We start from the raw sequence: 12,444 nt of genomic DNA on the forward strand, positions 1-12,444 counted from the left end.
TTGTTTGGAGTTGTGCGGTTCACCAGCTGATGAGCGGTGACCGGCCCAGCCAGGTGTTGCTGTGCACCTGATCCAGGATGAAGCTCGCGACGTCGGCCCTGGCGATCGTCCCGCCATGAAAGCCGGAGAGATCCGTGAGGGTCCGGATTTCGTGCCTGGCGGGTTTGTCATTCAGCACCGAAGGACGCACCAGCACCCAGTCCAGGCCGCTGTCCCTGATGATCGCTTCTTGCCGGTTCTTGTCGACATACACCTTGCGCAAAAGCGCCGGGTGAATCAAGCGATCAAAAACAAAGCCTCCATGGCCGGCACTGTCGCCTGCCCCCATGCCGGTGATGCACACGAGGCGCGAGACCCCGGCGGCTTTCATGGCGTTCACAAGCGCCTTCGTCGCCGACGACAGCAAAGTCACCTCTTTGAACGGGCTGACCGGCGTGCCCAGGGCGCTCACGACGGCATCGCGGCCTTCCAGCGCTTTGCGCAACACGGCTTCGTCGCGGACGTCACCGATGACGACCTCGGCGCCCTCCAGGCCGCTTGCCTTTGCGGGCGAACGCACGAGCACCCGAATCGCAAATCCCCGTGCGAGGGCTTGCTTCACGATCAGCCGGCCCGTGCCGCCTGTGGCGCCGATCACCAGGATTTTCTGGCGCGAAAGATCGGAATGCGCAGTGTTGACGGAGTTCATTGCACACCTCCTGGCAGTGACAGCTTGCCTTGGGCGAGCAGTTCGCGCGTGCGTTTCAGCGTTGACAGCAGCGCGCTCTTGTAGCCCTTGTCGCCGTCCATCCAGGCCTGCTCGGCCTGCTCCTCGGGGCCGCCGGGCGCCTTGCCGCGAAGGCCCAGGTAGCCGTAAAAGCGAAGCTGGAGGTTTCCCGATTCGTCTTCAAAAAGCTCGTTGACGACCGCGCCTTCGCGCGGGCCGGTGGCCTGGAAGAAGGTCACCTTGCGTTCCGGCTCGAAGGTGATGATTTCACGCAGGTCCGTGCCGGCGATGGTGGCTTCGCGCACGATGTGGGTCTTGCTCTCTTCCACGACTTCGCAGTAGGTGCAAAGGCCGGGCGGCAGGAAAAGCCGCGCATCGCGCGCCTTGAGGACCAGGCCGGCCCACACCTGGGCGCGCGTGAGCGGCACCTCGCCTTGTGGGTTGACTTCAACGGTGGCGGTCGAATAGATCATGATGGTTTCCTTTGGGTCAGGGTTGATTTACGCCGGCGCTCAGGCCGGTGCCGAAATTTCGGCGGCGAAGTCGCGGTACGAGCGCAGTGGGCGGCCCAGCAGCTTGGTCAGGCGCTCAACGTCGCCGGCTTCGGGAACCATGCCCTCCGTCAGGAAGCGCTCGCTCATCAGGCGCATGTCATACGCCATCCATGCGGGCATGAAGTTGCGCAGGTTCTTCTCGAAGGCTGCCGTGTCGTCGCCGCCGTAGGTGATAGGGCGATTCAAAACGCCAGACCAGGTCGCGGCGACGGTGTCTCCGGTCAGCGTGTCCGGGCCGACCAGGTTGATGCGCTCCAGGGGCAGTGGCCCGGATGCGCGTTCGCGGCGCAGCAGCTCGATGGCGGCGATCTCGCCGATGTCACGCGCATCGATCATGGCCAGGCCCTTGCTGCCGATGGGCATGGGGTACACGCCGTAGCCCGTCACCACGTCCTTGATGGTGCGTTCGTTGTCCATAAAGTAGGCCGGCCGCAGGATGGTGGCGCCGAAGCCCATCTGCTCCAGCATCCGCTCGACGCCGAACTTGCCGGCGAAGTGGGGAACGTTCACGTACTTGTCGCTGTGGATCACCGACAGGTAAACGATGCGGTCTATGCCCGCTTCGCGTGCCAGGTTGAGCGAAATCAGGGCCTGGGTGAATTCATCGGGAACAACAGCATTGAGCAGGAACAGGGTGGACACGCCTTTGAAGGCGAGGCGCAGGGAATCCACATCGAGCAGGTCGCCCTGCACGACGTCCACACCCGCTGGAAAGCTGGCCTTTGAGGGGTCGCGCACAAGTGCCCGCACGTCTGCGCCCCGGTTGACGAGTTGCTGGACAACTTGGCGGCCGATGTTGCCGGTAGCGCCGGTGATAAGGATGGTCATGAAAATTACTCCGTTTGGTTTGAAAGAGCCTTGATCTTCATCGTTTCGCCAAATGTCCGATAGCCGTTATATTTGGACTATCTGTCTCACTGGTGGAACACATGGACTTGCTTGCACTCGCTGACTTCACGCTTGTCGCCCGGCATGGCGGCTTCGGGCGGGCCTCCCGCGAATCAGGCCGCCCCAAGGCCACGCTGTCCCGCCGGGTGGCCGACCTGGAAAGCGGCCTCAACCTGCGGCTCTTTGAGCGGGGTGCGCGCGCGCTGAAGCTCACCGAAGAGGGGCGGGCGCTGTTCGAGAAGACTTCCGTGCTGCTCACCGAGCTCGACGAGGCGACGGCGGCGATTTCCGCCGGTGGGGACGAACCGAGAGGAAGGCTGAGGGTGAGCGCACCGCTGCTCTTCTCGCAAGCGGCGATGGGAAAGCTTGCGGCCCAGTTCGCCATGAAACACCGCGAGATCCGCCTGGAGGTCACGACGGAAGACCGCTCCGTGGACATGGTGGAAGAGGGCTACGACCTGGTGATCCGGGTGAATCCGGATCCGGACGAAAGCCTGGTGGGCCGGATCTTCCTGAGAGACCGCGTCGTGATGGTGGCGCACCCCGGGCTTCCCCGGCCCGCGGGCGGCGCACCCATCCCGGTCGTACTGCGGGGAGGCGCAATCGCCGAAAAATCGGATGCGTGGGAACTGACCGAGAAGGGAAAAAAGAAGCGCCTGACGGTCCAGCCCGTCCTGAGCCTGTCATCGCTGTTCATGGTCCGCGATGCGGTCCGTGCGAATGTCGGTGCGGCGCGCCTGCCTTTGTCGCTGGTCATCCCCGACCTGGCGGCCGGAACGCTGGTGCAATGGGGAGACGTCACCGGGCCCGAGGTTGCGCTATGGGCGCTCTATCCATCCCGCCGCCTGCTGAGCGGCCGGGTTTCCGCTTTCCTGAACTTTCTCAAAGAGGCCTTCCCCGAAGGAAGCCCCGAGGAATTGGCGGCGTACACCCGGTGATGCCATTTAAAACGCCGCCGGTCATCGCCAACGTTAGCTACCACATGCAGGCTTCAAGGAATTCCGCTGCAATCAAGCCTTCCGCCTTTCCCGCGAGAGAGGGGGAGTACACGCTGGCAGGCTGGTTCGACTACGACATGGACGAGTTGGCGAAGCACTTTTGCGTCAAGCCATCCGTCTACGCAGCCCGCGGTGAGCACAGCAGCGCGTTTCCTTGGCGCCACCGCACCATTTTCTTGAAGCTTCCGAACAATAGCTATGCAACGCTAACCCAGCACGAATATCGCCAAGAGCAAATTGAGGTAGGTTTGCGGGTTCACAATGGTCATATCTTCGACGAGGCGGACCTCATCAATCTGAAATTGGTCTTGCCAATTGCTGTCAGCGTTCGCAAAATCGACAACGGGTTTGTTTGGGTGCCAGCGCCACAGGGCAATACAGGTGGTAGCTAACAATTCATTCAACCCGACCGCCGGGGTCGGGCTTGTTATCGACAACCAACCTGGGCCGGCGGCGGGTTAATTCAGGCGTTAAAACTCATGATTTCCGATCCGACTTCTGCGCAGGCGATCTCAAAAGCGGCCGAGAATTTCTTGGGCGAGTTGTCTCGCGCGTTCGAGTTGGCTCGCTCGTCGTCCACGCCGGACGAATTCGAACAGCTGAAGCAGGCGGTTGGTGTCGTCGTTGGAATGCTTGAAGTGGACCTCCTGTGGCCTCTGTACAAGCAGCACCCGAACTTAGAGCCCGCGAACCTTAGCGGTGGGAGACTCGCTCATGAGTTTTAACAAGTCGGCCCTGTTGCGACCGCCTTCGGCGTCGCTGGCCTCCAACGTTAAACCGCGATGATTACGAGCACTGCACGCAAGCCAAGTACCGGGAGGTGGATCGCGGCGCTCGTAGCGCTCATCGCCTTTGCGCTCGTGCCCTCGAAGGCGTGTGCCTGCCTTGAGACATACCAAATTTCACAGTTGCGCATCGTGCTTTCGGTCCTATTGCTTTTGATACTCGCGGTTGTTGCACTTTCCCCGCCTGGACGGAGCGCAGTCTGGGGTGCGGGAGCTGGCCTCGTAGCGTGTGTGTCAAGCGCTGTAGCCTTGGCCATTGGGTCCTATAGCCTGCCGATTGCAGCCGCAGTTCTTGTGGTGCCGCTTCTGGCTGTGGTCTTGTTCGCCGCGTGGCATCGGCTTCGGGGTAGGAGGAGTGCGAGTGCGGTTTAACATGTCATTCGAACGGACCGCCTACGGCGTTCGCCCACTTTCACGTTAACCATCATGAAGCGCTGCCCCGAGGTCGATCAGCTCAATGCATTCTTTGGAGGTACACACGTTCAGGTGTACCCAGATGCGCCGGAAGAGTACAACACCCACCGTTTTGAGCGCGTTGCAGGCAATGAGCGAATAGTCTGTGAAGTACTTCCGGCGGAATACGAACTTCACTTCATGTGGTGGGTGTCTGGCCGCCTCGCCCTTGACCTTAAACTTCAAGGCGTGCAGTCCTTGGACATTTCGCGTTCCGCTGGAGATAAGACACTTATTGGGAACGTTGATACTGATGGTCTGCGTCAACTATTCAAACTTCAGGTGAGTCCAACTGTATGCCTTCAATGGTCGTCCTCTTCCTACTTCGGCTAGTGATGGTTAACAGGTTGCTCGTCTCGGACATGAAAGGCGTGACCCGGCTCGCCGGGGCACGTCCTCTCGATTGAAGGGTTAGGTCACTGGTTGATCTCGGTACGGCGGCCAGTTCCTTCTTGCTCTAGGACCAGACGATCGATCTTCCATTGCCCCATGTCTTTCGTGGCTTCTACAAACACTGTTCCCTTCCCGTTTGGACCGCTAACGCTGTAGGAGAGACTTGCGTTTCCTCGCGGACCCGAAACCTGCATGCTCCCCATGGGAAAACCGGTCTCCACTGGGCGGCCGATCTGTTGAACGCCTTCCGGGCTTGCTTGCAGCCTAGACAGAGACAGCTGAAATGCATCACTGCTCTTCATCGATGCTGCGATTGCAAAGAAGAGAGCGATGAACAAAGCGATGAAGGCGACAAAGGCTATGGCGCCCCACCTAGCCCACTTTCTTTGTGTTGCCTTGAAGTGTTCGATGCTCTCCCAACGCTTGTTTCGCCACGCCCAGGAATTGCCTTTGGCGCCAAGTACAAAGAGCATAACGAAGCCTACCAACGGAACGAACACCAGCAACGCGATGAATGTGTTGTTTCCTATACCCCAGATCCAATTCAGCAGGAATGCTCCCCAGTTCCAGCGATCGATCTCTGCGGGAACGTTCGCTAACGCTCCCTGGCCGGATGTGTTTTCCATTGGTGCTTCCTCGCGCATCGAGTGATCTAACGAGGCTGTAGCAAAAGCCGTTTTCCGACGGCCCGGTGCCATGCGATGGCGCCGGTGTTGCATTGAGTTCTGGATTTGACGGGCATGCACCCAGTTTGCCCGAGCCAGCGGTCTTCATGCAAGCCTGATGTCAGGTTTTCAGCTGCCCGTGCGACCACTGCGAGACGGTCTTGTCTATATTTCCGCTGCGCATAGCCGTGATGCGCCAGCTTCCCGATGTTGTGCACCAGGCAATACAAAGCATGGGCTTATCTCACTTGGCCGTATAAATGAACAGGTATACCAACCCTGACAAAGTCGCCGCACCAGCTTTGCAGTCCACGCGGTTGCTGAACCAGGTGCGTGTCTGCTTTGCGCTGAGGCGGTCGTAAGTCTGCTTGGCCGAAAGCTGCCATCTTATTTATGTCTGCTTCGAGCCCAAAGCAGACATTCCAGCTAACTTTAACGGTGGTCTATCAGGCGCGTTGGAGTACATGCCTTAATGACCTTCCCCATGAACCGGACGTGCCAGTCCGGGTCCGCAACTTTGTATGCGTGAACCTGAAAGCCACCAGCCACGCGCTCTACATCAAGGGGTAGCAAGTCTTTGTTCGGTCGGGCAAGTAACTCAACCTCATCGCCGGGCGAAAGGATGACCTCCTCCGGAATCAGTTCCAGATAAAGCGTCATGTCTAACGCGGTGTCGTTCTTGAAGGTCCATACGACTGGATAGTTGTTTGGTGTCAAAGGATGAGAGTGCGTCAGTAGCTCTTGGTGTTCTTCGCTGCACCGAAATGCTTGTGAAACACATTCACGAACTTGACGGAAGAGCTGACGATCAGCAACCTCCGGAGCGAGCCCTTCCGCTAAAAACACAGCGTTCGTGAACTCTAAAGCGGTTTCTGGCGGATTGGCAGAGAGCTTTTCGCTCTCGGACGGCGGCAAGCAGAAGCCAAGGTCAGCACAGAGCTTCTCCAAGAGCGGTCTAACGTCTGTGTTATCGATCATTACGAAGTCTTTGTGACTCTGAACTGGGCTGGGGCGGGATTCTGCCGCCTGACGTCGGCGTTCATTGTTTTCATGATGTCCGCTTCTGGCCGAAAACAGTCATCTTAGCCGCGGCTGCGGCCCACAGCAGACATGAGCGCCGCAAAACATCAGTTCGCGGCGGCAGAACTCACGCCAGTCCTGAGCGACCCTGTCAGCCGCCCACCGCCTTCCCCGTAAAGACCGCCAGCTGCGCCGCAAAGGCCCGTTGATAAGCCGGCCGCGCCACGCCGCGCGCGATATAGGCCGACAGCGTCGGGTATTGATCCAGCAGGCCCGAGCTCTCCAGCCTGCGCAGCACCGTCACCATCAGCAGGTCGCCGGCGCTGAAGGCGCCATCCAGCCAGTCGGCATCGCCCAGCCGGCTGGCAAGCTCGCCCAGCCGCGCATGGACGCGATCCTCCAGCATGGGCTGGCGCTCCGCATACCAGGGCTTGTCCTGCTCGAAAAGCATGGCCATGGTGCGCTCGATGATGGGCGGCTCCACCGTGTTCAGCGCGGCAAACATCCAGGCGATGGCGCGGGCGCGGGCGTTCGCGTCGCCGGGCAGCAGGCCCGCATGGCGCTCCGCGATATGTAGCACGATGGCGCCCGACTCGAACAGCGTTAGCTCACCTTCTTCATAAGTCGGGATCTGCCCGAAGGGATGGAGCGCTTTGTGCGCGGGCTGCTTCATCGCGGCGAAGGAGACAAGGCGAACGTCGTAAGCCTGGCCCACCTCTTCAAGCGCCCAGCGCACGCGTGAGTCGCGCGCCAGGCCCCTGCCGCGGTCGGGCGAGCGTTCAAAGGCTGTGATGGTGGGGAGGGGCAGGGTGTTTGTCTGGGGCATGGTGTTTTCTCCTTGGCTGGATGTCTGCTTGGGTGCCGGACGGGCAGGTTTTCGCTCATCTTCTCTCTGACGACGTTCGGGGCAGGCCCAGATCGACATCTTCCAATAAATTTTTTCGCAGTTTCCCAAAGATTGCCTCATCAAGCCCGCCGATCCCAACAAGCTTGACCATATGAAGTGTATATAATTCATATACGTTTCATGTAGAGAGAATGTAGAGGCCAACCATGGGTATTGTCAAAATTTCAGACCTGATGCACGAGAACCTGCGCGTGGCGGGCAACGCCCTGAGCCGGTCCATCAATTCGCAGGCCGAGCACTGGATGCGGGTCGGCATGCTGACCGAGATGCACCCGGACCTGGACTACCGGGAGATCTGCCAGCTGCTGGTCCAGGCTGAACTCGCCGGCGGCCTGGACATCGTCACGGCCGCCACGGCCCAGGCCGGCAAAGCGCGGACGGCCTCTGCCGGTAAACGCTGATGGCCCGCGGCGTCATCATCAAGTCCCCCGGGCAGATCGCGATGGCGCGGCGGGCCGGCCAGCTGGCCGCAGAGGTTCTCAGCATGATTGAGCCGCATGTTGTGCCCGGCGTCAGCACCGAGGCGCTGGACGCTATCTGCCACCAGCACATCGTGAACGTCCAGGGCGCCATCCCCGCCAATGTGGGCTACCTCGGTTATCCCAAGACCATACTGACCTCCGTCAACCAGGTGGTCTGCCACGGCATCCCTTCGCCCGACAAAATTTTGAAACAAGGCGACATCGTCAACATCGACGTCGCCGTCATCCAGGACGGCTGGTTCGGCGACACCAGCCGCATGTTTTTTGTCGGCGCCCCCAGCGTGCTGGCCCGGCGCCTGGTTGAGACCACCTACGAAGCCATGCTGGCCGGGATCAAGCAGGTCAGGCCGGGCGCCACCCTGGGTGACGTCGGCCATGCCATCCAGTCGGTCGCCCACCGCGAGAACTTCAGCGTGGTGCGCGAATACTGCGGCCACGGCATAGGCCAGGTCTACCACGAGGACTTGCAGGTGCTGCACTACGGCCGGCCGGGGGAGGGGACCAGGCTCGAGGCCGGCATGGTGTTCACCATCGAACCCATGCTCAACGCCGGCAAACGCGAAACCCGACAGCTGGCCGACGGCTGGACCGTGGTGACAAAAGACAGCTCCCTGTCCGCCCAGTGGGAACACATGGTGGCTGTCACGCCCGAGGGCTATGAGGTGCTGACGGCCTGGCCGGGCGGCACCGGGGCTTACGCGCCGGTGTGACCCGGCTGTCCGCTGCTTACTTCTTCCCCTCCACCTGCTGCGCCCAGCTGGCCGTGTTGCTCTTCCCATCCAGGAAAGGCAGCACCGTCGGCACCAGGGCCGGCGCCAGAAAGAGGTCGTAGTGCGTGAACCCCGGCAATATCGCCAGGCGGTTCTTCGCCATGTGCTCCCGGCCCCAGCCCGCATCCCTCAGCCCGCCGCCCAGCAGCTGGTAGAACTTCATGATGTGCTCCGGCCGGTACATGTCGCTGTCGCCGAAGACCAGCATCACTGGCATCGCCAGCTTCTTCACGTCCTCCGCGTAGTCATAAGGCTTGCGCATGAAGGCGCCCATCTGGTCCAGCAGCGTCGGGAAATCCTGCGGGCGCGGCGCCACCGCGGCGTAGGACTTGTACATCGGGCTGTCCTTCATCATGTCGGCCATCGCCGCGCCGACCTGCGCCTGCATGGGCAGCATCTCCGGGAAGAAGCCGTCCTGCGCGTAGCCGGCCGACACCAGCGCCAGGCGCCGCACGCGCTCGGGGTGTTGCACCGCCATGCGAAAGCCGACACCGCCGCCCAGCGAATAGCCCATAACGTCCACTTTGTCGTAGCCGAGCTGCTTGACGATCTGCGCCATGTCATCGCCCATGTCGATCACGCTCATGGCCCGCTCGGTCAGCGCCGTGCGGCCGTGGCCGTACAGGTCCACGCCGATGACCTGGCGGGTTTTGACAAGCTCCGCCAGCACCGGGCCGAACATGTCGAAGTCGCCCAGGCCGCCATGCAAGAGCAGCACCGGCTCGCCCTTGCCGTGGACCTGGTAGTGGTAGTTGACGCCGTTGACGCTGAGGTAGCCGCTCTTGGCCGGCTTGCTTTCCTGGGCGTGGGCAGCGACGGGGACGATGGTGGCAAGCGCCACCGCGGCGCTGAGCAGCGGGGCGAAAAGAGTGTGCAGGAACTTCATCGATTTCTCCTTGGGTTAAAAAACAGGGAAAGCAGCGAAACAGAAAGAGGCCCAGGGGGCTTTTTCGCTTGCTTACCTGTTACGACGATCAGGTCTGGAGAATTCGACAAAGTCCGGCTACGTAGGCCTATACGTGAGGAAGGTGGGGGCTTAGGAAGCCACCTGCACCGCCGCCATGTCCATCCACACCGGCTCGAATACATGGCCGTCCGGGTCCTGGAAGGCGCGCCCATACATAAAGCCCATGTCCTGCGGCGGGCGAACGTCGGCCTTGCCGCCGGCGGCCGCCGCGGCTTTTGTGATGCTGTCCACTTCTTCGCGGCTGTCGCGGGACAGGGCCAGCAGCACTTCGCAAGTCTGCTGCGCGTCGGCGATGCGCTTGGAGGTAAAGGTCCCAAAGTACTCATGCGTCAGCAGCATGAAGCTGATCGCCTCCGACCAGACCATCATCGCGGCCTGCTCGTTGCTGAACTGCATGTTCTGCTCGCAGCCTATCGCCTTGTAAAAGCGCAAGGAGGTGGCAAGGTCCTTCACGGGCAGGTTGACAAAAATCATCTTGGGCATGGTGGCTCTCCTTGGGGTTGGTTTGGGTTGAAGTGAATGGGTGAATGGGTGATCAATGGCTCAGTGGCTCAATAGTTCAGTGGCTTGGGGAGCGGGTGAAAGTCATATGCGTGACGCCTATGGGTGTCGAAACGGACTCGATGTCGTAGTCCTTCTCAAGTCCCTCCAGCCCGTCCCACAGCCGCACACCGCGGCCCAGCAATATGGGCACCACCACGACGTGCATGTGGTCGACCAGCCCGGCCTTGAGGAACTCGCGCAGCATGGTCGGGCCTCCGCCCAGGCGTATGTCTTTGCCACCCGCGGCCTTGCGCGCCGCAGCTACCGCCTCCGCCGGCGACGCGTTGATGAAGTGGAAGGTGGTGCCGCCCTCCATCTCGATAGGCGGGCGGGTGTGATGGGTCAAAACAAAGACCGGTGTATGGAATATCGGGTTGGAGCCCCAGTGGCCCTTCCACGCCGGGTCCTTGTGCCAGCCGGGGTAGCCGTATTTGCCGGCGCCCATGATCTCCGCGCCAATGTCCACCGAAAAAAGACGCAGAAAGGCGTCACCGACGCCCGACGTGCCGCCCGTCTTGCCTATCATCCGGCGGCCCCACTGGGTTTCAAACATCCATTCGTGCAGCCGTTCGCCCGCATGGCCGAACGGGGCCGCCAGGGATTGGCCCTCGCCGGTTCCAAAACCGTCGAGCGAGACAGTGACGTGTTGTACGCGAACAAGTGACATGGGGTGCTCCTTTGCTCAGGTTGAAGGGTTGGGGTGAATGAATCAAGAGTCAATCAGGAAGGATCATGAAGTTTCCACGCGGCGGTACTTGTCGCCCACCTCCGCGCGTATGGGCGCCGTATCGTAGATGATGGTCATGGTCGCTATCAAGCCTTGCTCGTCGAAGTCAAACAGGTCGACGCAACGAAAGCTCACATGCGAGCCGTCGGCCAGCTCCCACTGGTAGGTAAAACACACCGAAGCCCGGCGCGAGCCGACGCCACTCACAAACACTTCGGGGTCCTCCAGCACGCTGCGCCGCGTGGCAGCCTTCAATTGGTCAAAAAACTCCCCCGCCGGCTGCATGCCCAGGAAGGGCGAGCTCACCATGCCCTGGGGGCTGAACAGTGACACGACACCGGGCATGTCGCCCTCGGCCAGCAAGGCCAGGTACTTGTTGATGACGTCGATGTAGGCGAGTGCGTTCGAGCTGATGACCATGGTGTGGGGGCGAGATAGAAGAATGAATGAACAGGGCGCCATCGTAGGAGCGCCCGCGTTTCGGCACCATCGAAAGATTTTGGGGTCAGCCATGTGCGGCGCGCATGGCTGACTGCCGCCGTCTCGCCAGCAGGCCGCCACGATAAACTGCGCGCATGCCCGCCTTGCCGCCCCTCTATGCCCTGCAAGCCTTCCTGGCCGCCGCCGACTGCGGCAGCTTCACCGGCGCGGCCACCCGGCTCAACCTGACGCAGGGCGCGGTGAGCCGCCAGGTCCAACTGCTGGAGGAGTATTACGGCTGCCCGCTGTTTGTGCGCGTCGCCCGCGGCCTGACACTCACCGCCGAAGGCCAGCAACTGCTCGCGCCCGTGCGCCAGGCGCTGGAGACTTTGGCCCAAGCCAGCGCCCGCGTGCGGCGCGGCGCAGCAGACGTCCTCCGCGTCCAGTTCCCGCCCACCATGGCAGTCAGGTGGTTTCTGCCGCGCCTGCCGGCACTGCAGGCCGCGCTGCCCGGCCTCGAGATCCGCGTCGCCACCCACTGGACCGACGCACCCGATTTCAGCAACACCGATGCCGACGCCATCATCGCCCACGGCAAGGGCGGCTGGCCGCACCTGGTCGAGGTGCCGCTGATGCGCGAGCGCCTGGTTCCCCTGTGCACACCCCAGCTGGCCGCCGGCCTGCGCGAGCCGGCAGACCTGTCCGGCGCGACCCTGCTGCATGCCACGGCCAGCCGGCACGAATGGCAGACCTGGCTGCGCGGCGCCGGCGTGCCGGATCTGCAGGGCGCGCGCGAGCAATTATTTGACACGGTGGACATGTGCGTCCAGAGCGCCGAGCGCGGGCTGGGGGTCGCGATTGCCGACGCTGCGTTGTTCACGGACCTGATCGCCTCGGGCAAGGTGGTGAAGCCCTTTGACATTGAGGTCGACAGCGGGAATGGTTACTTTCTGACTTATCCGCCTCAGCGGCGGGAGCAGCGGAGTATTCGGCTGTTTGAGGCGTGGTTGGTGTCTGTGTTGGGTGCGTGAGAGTGCTTTTGGCCGTAATACAGCGGCGTATGCCTTGTTGGCCGAGCTACGGCGAATATCGAAAATCGTCCACCAGCTACCTCTGCATTTCGAACGCGGATTGATAAGGATGGTATCCATGTAATGCTTGAATCG

17 protein-coding genes are annotated in these 12,444 nt (G+C 61.5%); 7 read left to right on the forward strand and 10 right to left on the reverse strand.

Annotated features, from left to right (window positions below):
• Positions 1-19 precede the first annotated feature (19 nt).
• Genes AC1D0O_RS09515 through AC1D0O_RS09525 form a run of 3 tightly spaced genes read right to left on the reverse strand, consistent with a single transcriptional unit; the run spans position 20 to position 2,088 of the window.
• On the reverse strand, positions 20-688 hold the full coding sequence (locus AC1D0O_RS09515; protein ID WP_477653270.1) for an NAD(P)-dependent oxidoreductase: 669 nt from the start codon (positions 686-688) through the stop codon (positions 20-22).
• On the reverse strand, positions 685-1,179 hold the full coding sequence (locus tag AC1D0O_RS09520; RefSeq protein WP_477653271.1) for an AtaL-like protein: 495 nt from the start codon (positions 1,177-1,179) through the stop codon (positions 685-687). The genes AC1D0O_RS09515 and AC1D0O_RS09520 overlap by 4 nt, the downstream gene beginning before the upstream one ends.
• A gap of 39 nt (positions 1,180-1,218) precedes the next feature.
• Complete coding sequence (locus AC1D0O_RS09525) at positions 1,219-2,088, reverse strand: NmrA/HSCARG family protein (RefSeq protein WP_477653272.1); 870 nt, start codon at positions 2,086-2,088, stop codon at positions 1,219-1,221.
• A 101-nt stretch (positions 2,089-2,189) separates the two neighbouring features.
• Here AC1D0O_RS09525 and AC1D0O_RS09530 point away from each other — a divergent pair, with 101 nt between their 5' ends.
• The 4 genes from AC1D0O_RS09530 to AC1D0O_RS09545 all read left to right on the forward strand — a co-directional run bounded on the left by AC1D0O_RS09530 (position 2,190) and on the right by AC1D0O_RS09545 (position 4,717).
• Positions 2,190-3,086: a LysR family transcriptional regulator gene (locus tag AC1D0O_RS09530; protein ID WP_477653273.1), complete on the forward strand. Its 897-nt coding sequence runs from the start codon at positions 2,190-2,192 to the stop codon at positions 3,084-3,086.
• Positions 3,086-3,538, forward strand: a complete 453-nt coding sequence (locus AC1D0O_RS09535; protein WP_477653274.1) for a hypothetical protein — start codon at positions 3,086-3,088, stop codon at positions 3,536-3,538. The genes AC1D0O_RS09530 and AC1D0O_RS09535 overlap by 1 nt, the downstream gene beginning before the upstream one ends.
• An 87-nt stretch (positions 3,539-3,625) precedes the next feature.
• Positions 3,626-3,871 (forward strand): hypothetical protein, encoded by a 246-nt coding sequence (locus AC1D0O_RS09540; protein ID WP_477653275.1) that lies wholly within the window; start codon positions 3,626-3,628, stop codon positions 3,869-3,871.
• 486 nt (positions 3,872-4,357) lie between these two features.
• Positions 4,358-4,717 (forward strand): hypothetical protein, encoded by a 360-nt coding sequence (locus AC1D0O_RS09545; protein ID WP_477653276.1) that lies wholly within the window; start codon positions 4,358-4,360, stop codon positions 4,715-4,717.
• Between the two features lie 83 nt (positions 4,718-4,800).
• Here the strand turns inward: AC1D0O_RS09545 and AC1D0O_RS09550 are convergent, their stop codons facing one another.
• From AC1D0O_RS09550 to AC1D0O_RS09560, 3 genes are all read right to left on the reverse strand, one after another.
• Positions 4,801-5,403 carry a cytochrome c oxidase assembly factor Coa1 family protein gene (locus AC1D0O_RS09550; protein WP_477653277.1) on the reverse strand — a complete coding sequence of 201 codons (603 nt, stop codon included), beginning with the start codon at positions 5,401-5,403 and terminating at the stop codon, positions 4,801-4,803.
• 471 nt (positions 5,404-5,874) lie between these two features.
• On the reverse strand, positions 5,875-6,420 hold the full coding sequence (locus AC1D0O_RS09555; RefSeq protein WP_477653278.1) for a hypothetical protein: 546 nt from the start codon (positions 6,418-6,420) through the stop codon (positions 5,875-5,877).
• A 193-nt stretch (positions 6,421-6,613) separates the two neighbouring features.
• On the reverse strand, positions 6,614-7,288 hold the full coding sequence (locus AC1D0O_RS09560) for a glutathione S-transferase family protein (protein WP_477653279.1): 675 nt from the start codon (positions 7,286-7,288) through the stop codon (positions 6,614-6,616).
• Positions 7,289-7,515: 227 nt separating this feature from the next.
• Here AC1D0O_RS09560 and AC1D0O_RS09565 point away from each other — a divergent pair, with 227 nt between their 5' ends.
• Positions 7,516-7,770, forward strand: a complete 255-nt coding sequence (locus AC1D0O_RS09565) for a ParD-like family protein (protein ID WP_477653280.1) — start codon at positions 7,516-7,518, stop codon at positions 7,768-7,770.
• Positions 7,770-8,561, forward strand: a complete 792-nt coding sequence (gene map / locus AC1D0O_RS09570) for a type I methionyl aminopeptidase (protein WP_477653281.1) — start codon at positions 7,770-7,772, stop codon at positions 8,559-8,561. The genes AC1D0O_RS09565 and map overlap by 1 nt, the downstream gene beginning before the upstream one ends.
• 16 nt (positions 8,562-8,577) lie before the next feature.
• Here map and AC1D0O_RS09575 read toward each other — a convergent pair whose 3' ends face one another.
• The 4 genes from AC1D0O_RS09575 to AC1D0O_RS09590 all read right to left on the reverse strand — a co-directional run bounded on the left by AC1D0O_RS09575 (position 8,578) and on the right by AC1D0O_RS09590 (position 11,278).
• A complete protein-coding gene (locus tag AC1D0O_RS09575; protein WP_477653282.1) occupies positions 8,578-9,507 on the reverse strand; it encodes an alpha/beta fold hydrolase in 930 nt (309 codons plus the stop codon).
• Positions 9,508-9,657: 150 nt separating this feature from the next.
• Positions 9,658-10,071: a VOC family protein gene (locus tag AC1D0O_RS09580; RefSeq protein WP_477653283.1), complete on the reverse strand. Its 414-nt coding sequence runs from the start codon at positions 10,069-10,071 to the stop codon at positions 9,658-9,660.
• 76 nt (positions 10,072-10,147) lie between these two features.
• A complete protein-coding gene (locus tag AC1D0O_RS09585; RefSeq protein WP_477653284.1) occupies positions 10,148-10,798 on the reverse strand; it encodes a dihydrofolate reductase family protein in 651 nt (216 codons plus the stop codon).
• Between the two features lie 63 nt (positions 10,799-10,861).
• A complete protein-coding gene (locus AC1D0O_RS09590) occupies positions 10,862-11,278 on the reverse strand; it encodes a nuclear transport factor 2 family protein (RefSeq protein WP_477653285.1) in 417 nt (138 codons plus the stop codon).
• Positions 11,279-11,433: 155 nt separating this feature from the next.
• Between AC1D0O_RS09590 and AC1D0O_RS09595 the strand changes: the two genes are divergently transcribed.
• Positions 11,434-12,309 (forward strand): LysR substrate-binding domain-containing protein, encoded by an 876-nt coding sequence (locus AC1D0O_RS09595; protein WP_477653286.1) that lies wholly within the window; start codon positions 11,434-11,436, stop codon positions 12,307-12,309.
• Positions 12,310-12,444: the final 135 nt, after the last annotated feature.

The sequence above is a fragment of the Polaromonas sp. P1_F2 genome (genome assembly GCF_056405735.1).

Coding starts and splice junctions, on each gene's coding strand:
- AC1D0O_RS09515 (WP_477653270.1), bottom strand. CDS start 688: ATGAACTCCGTCAACACTGCGCATTCCGATCTTTCGCGCCAGAAAATC.
- AC1D0O_RS09520 (WP_477653271.1), bottom strand. CDS start 1,179: ATGATCTATTCGACCGCCACCGTTGAAGTCAACCCACAAGGCGAGGTG.
- AC1D0O_RS09525 (WP_477653272.1), bottom strand. CDS start 2,088: ATGACCATCCTTATCACCGGCGCTACCGGCAACATCGGCCGCCAAGTT.
- AC1D0O_RS09530 (WP_477653273.1), top strand. CDS start 2,190: ATGGACTTGCTTGCACTCGCTGACTTCACGCTTGTCGCCCGGCATGGC.
- AC1D0O_RS09535 (WP_477653274.1), top strand. CDS start 3,086: ATGCCATTTAAAACGCCGCCGGTCATCGCCAACGTTAGCTACCACATG.
- AC1D0O_RS09540 (WP_477653275.1), top strand. CDS start 3,626: ATGATTTCCGATCCGACTTCTGCGCAGGCGATCTCAAAAGCGGCCGAG.
- AC1D0O_RS09545 (WP_477653276.1), top strand. CDS start 4,358: ATGAAGCGCTGCCCCGAGGTCGATCAGCTCAATGCATTCTTTGGAGGT.
- AC1D0O_RS09550 (WP_477653277.1), bottom strand. CDS start 5,403: ATGGAAAACACATCCGGCCAGGGAGCGTTAGCGAACGTTCCCGCAGAG.
- AC1D0O_RS09555 (WP_477653278.1), bottom strand. CDS start 6,420: ATGATCGATAACACAGACGTTAGACCGCTCTTGGAGAAGCTCTGTGCT.
- AC1D0O_RS09560 (WP_477653279.1), bottom strand. CDS start 7,288: ATGCCCCAGACAAACACCCTGCCCCTCCCCACCATCACAGCCTTTGAA.
- AC1D0O_RS09565 (WP_477653280.1), top strand. CDS start 7,516: ATGGGTATTGTCAAAATTTCAGACCTGATGCACGAGAACCTGCGCGTG.
- map (WP_477653281.1), top strand. CDS start 7,770: ATGGCCCGCGGCGTCATCATCAAGTCCCCCGGGCAGATCGCGATGGCG.
- AC1D0O_RS09575 (WP_477653282.1), bottom strand. CDS start 9,507: ATGAAGTTCCTGCACACTCTTTTCGCCCCGCTGCTCAGCGCCGCGGTG.
- AC1D0O_RS09580 (WP_477653283.1), bottom strand. CDS start 10,071: ATGCCCAAGATGATTTTTGTCAACCTGCCCGTGAAGGACCTTGCCACC.
- AC1D0O_RS09585 (WP_477653284.1), bottom strand. CDS start 10,798: ATGTCACTTGTTCGCGTACAACACGTCACTGTCTCGCTCGACGGTTTT.
- AC1D0O_RS09590 (WP_477653285.1), bottom strand. CDS start 11,278: ATGGTCATCAGCTCGAACGCACTCGCCTACATCGACGTCATCAACAAG.
- AC1D0O_RS09595 (WP_477653286.1), top strand. CDS start 11,434: ATGCCCGCCTTGCCGCCCCTCTATGCCCTGCAAGCCTTCCTGGCCGCC.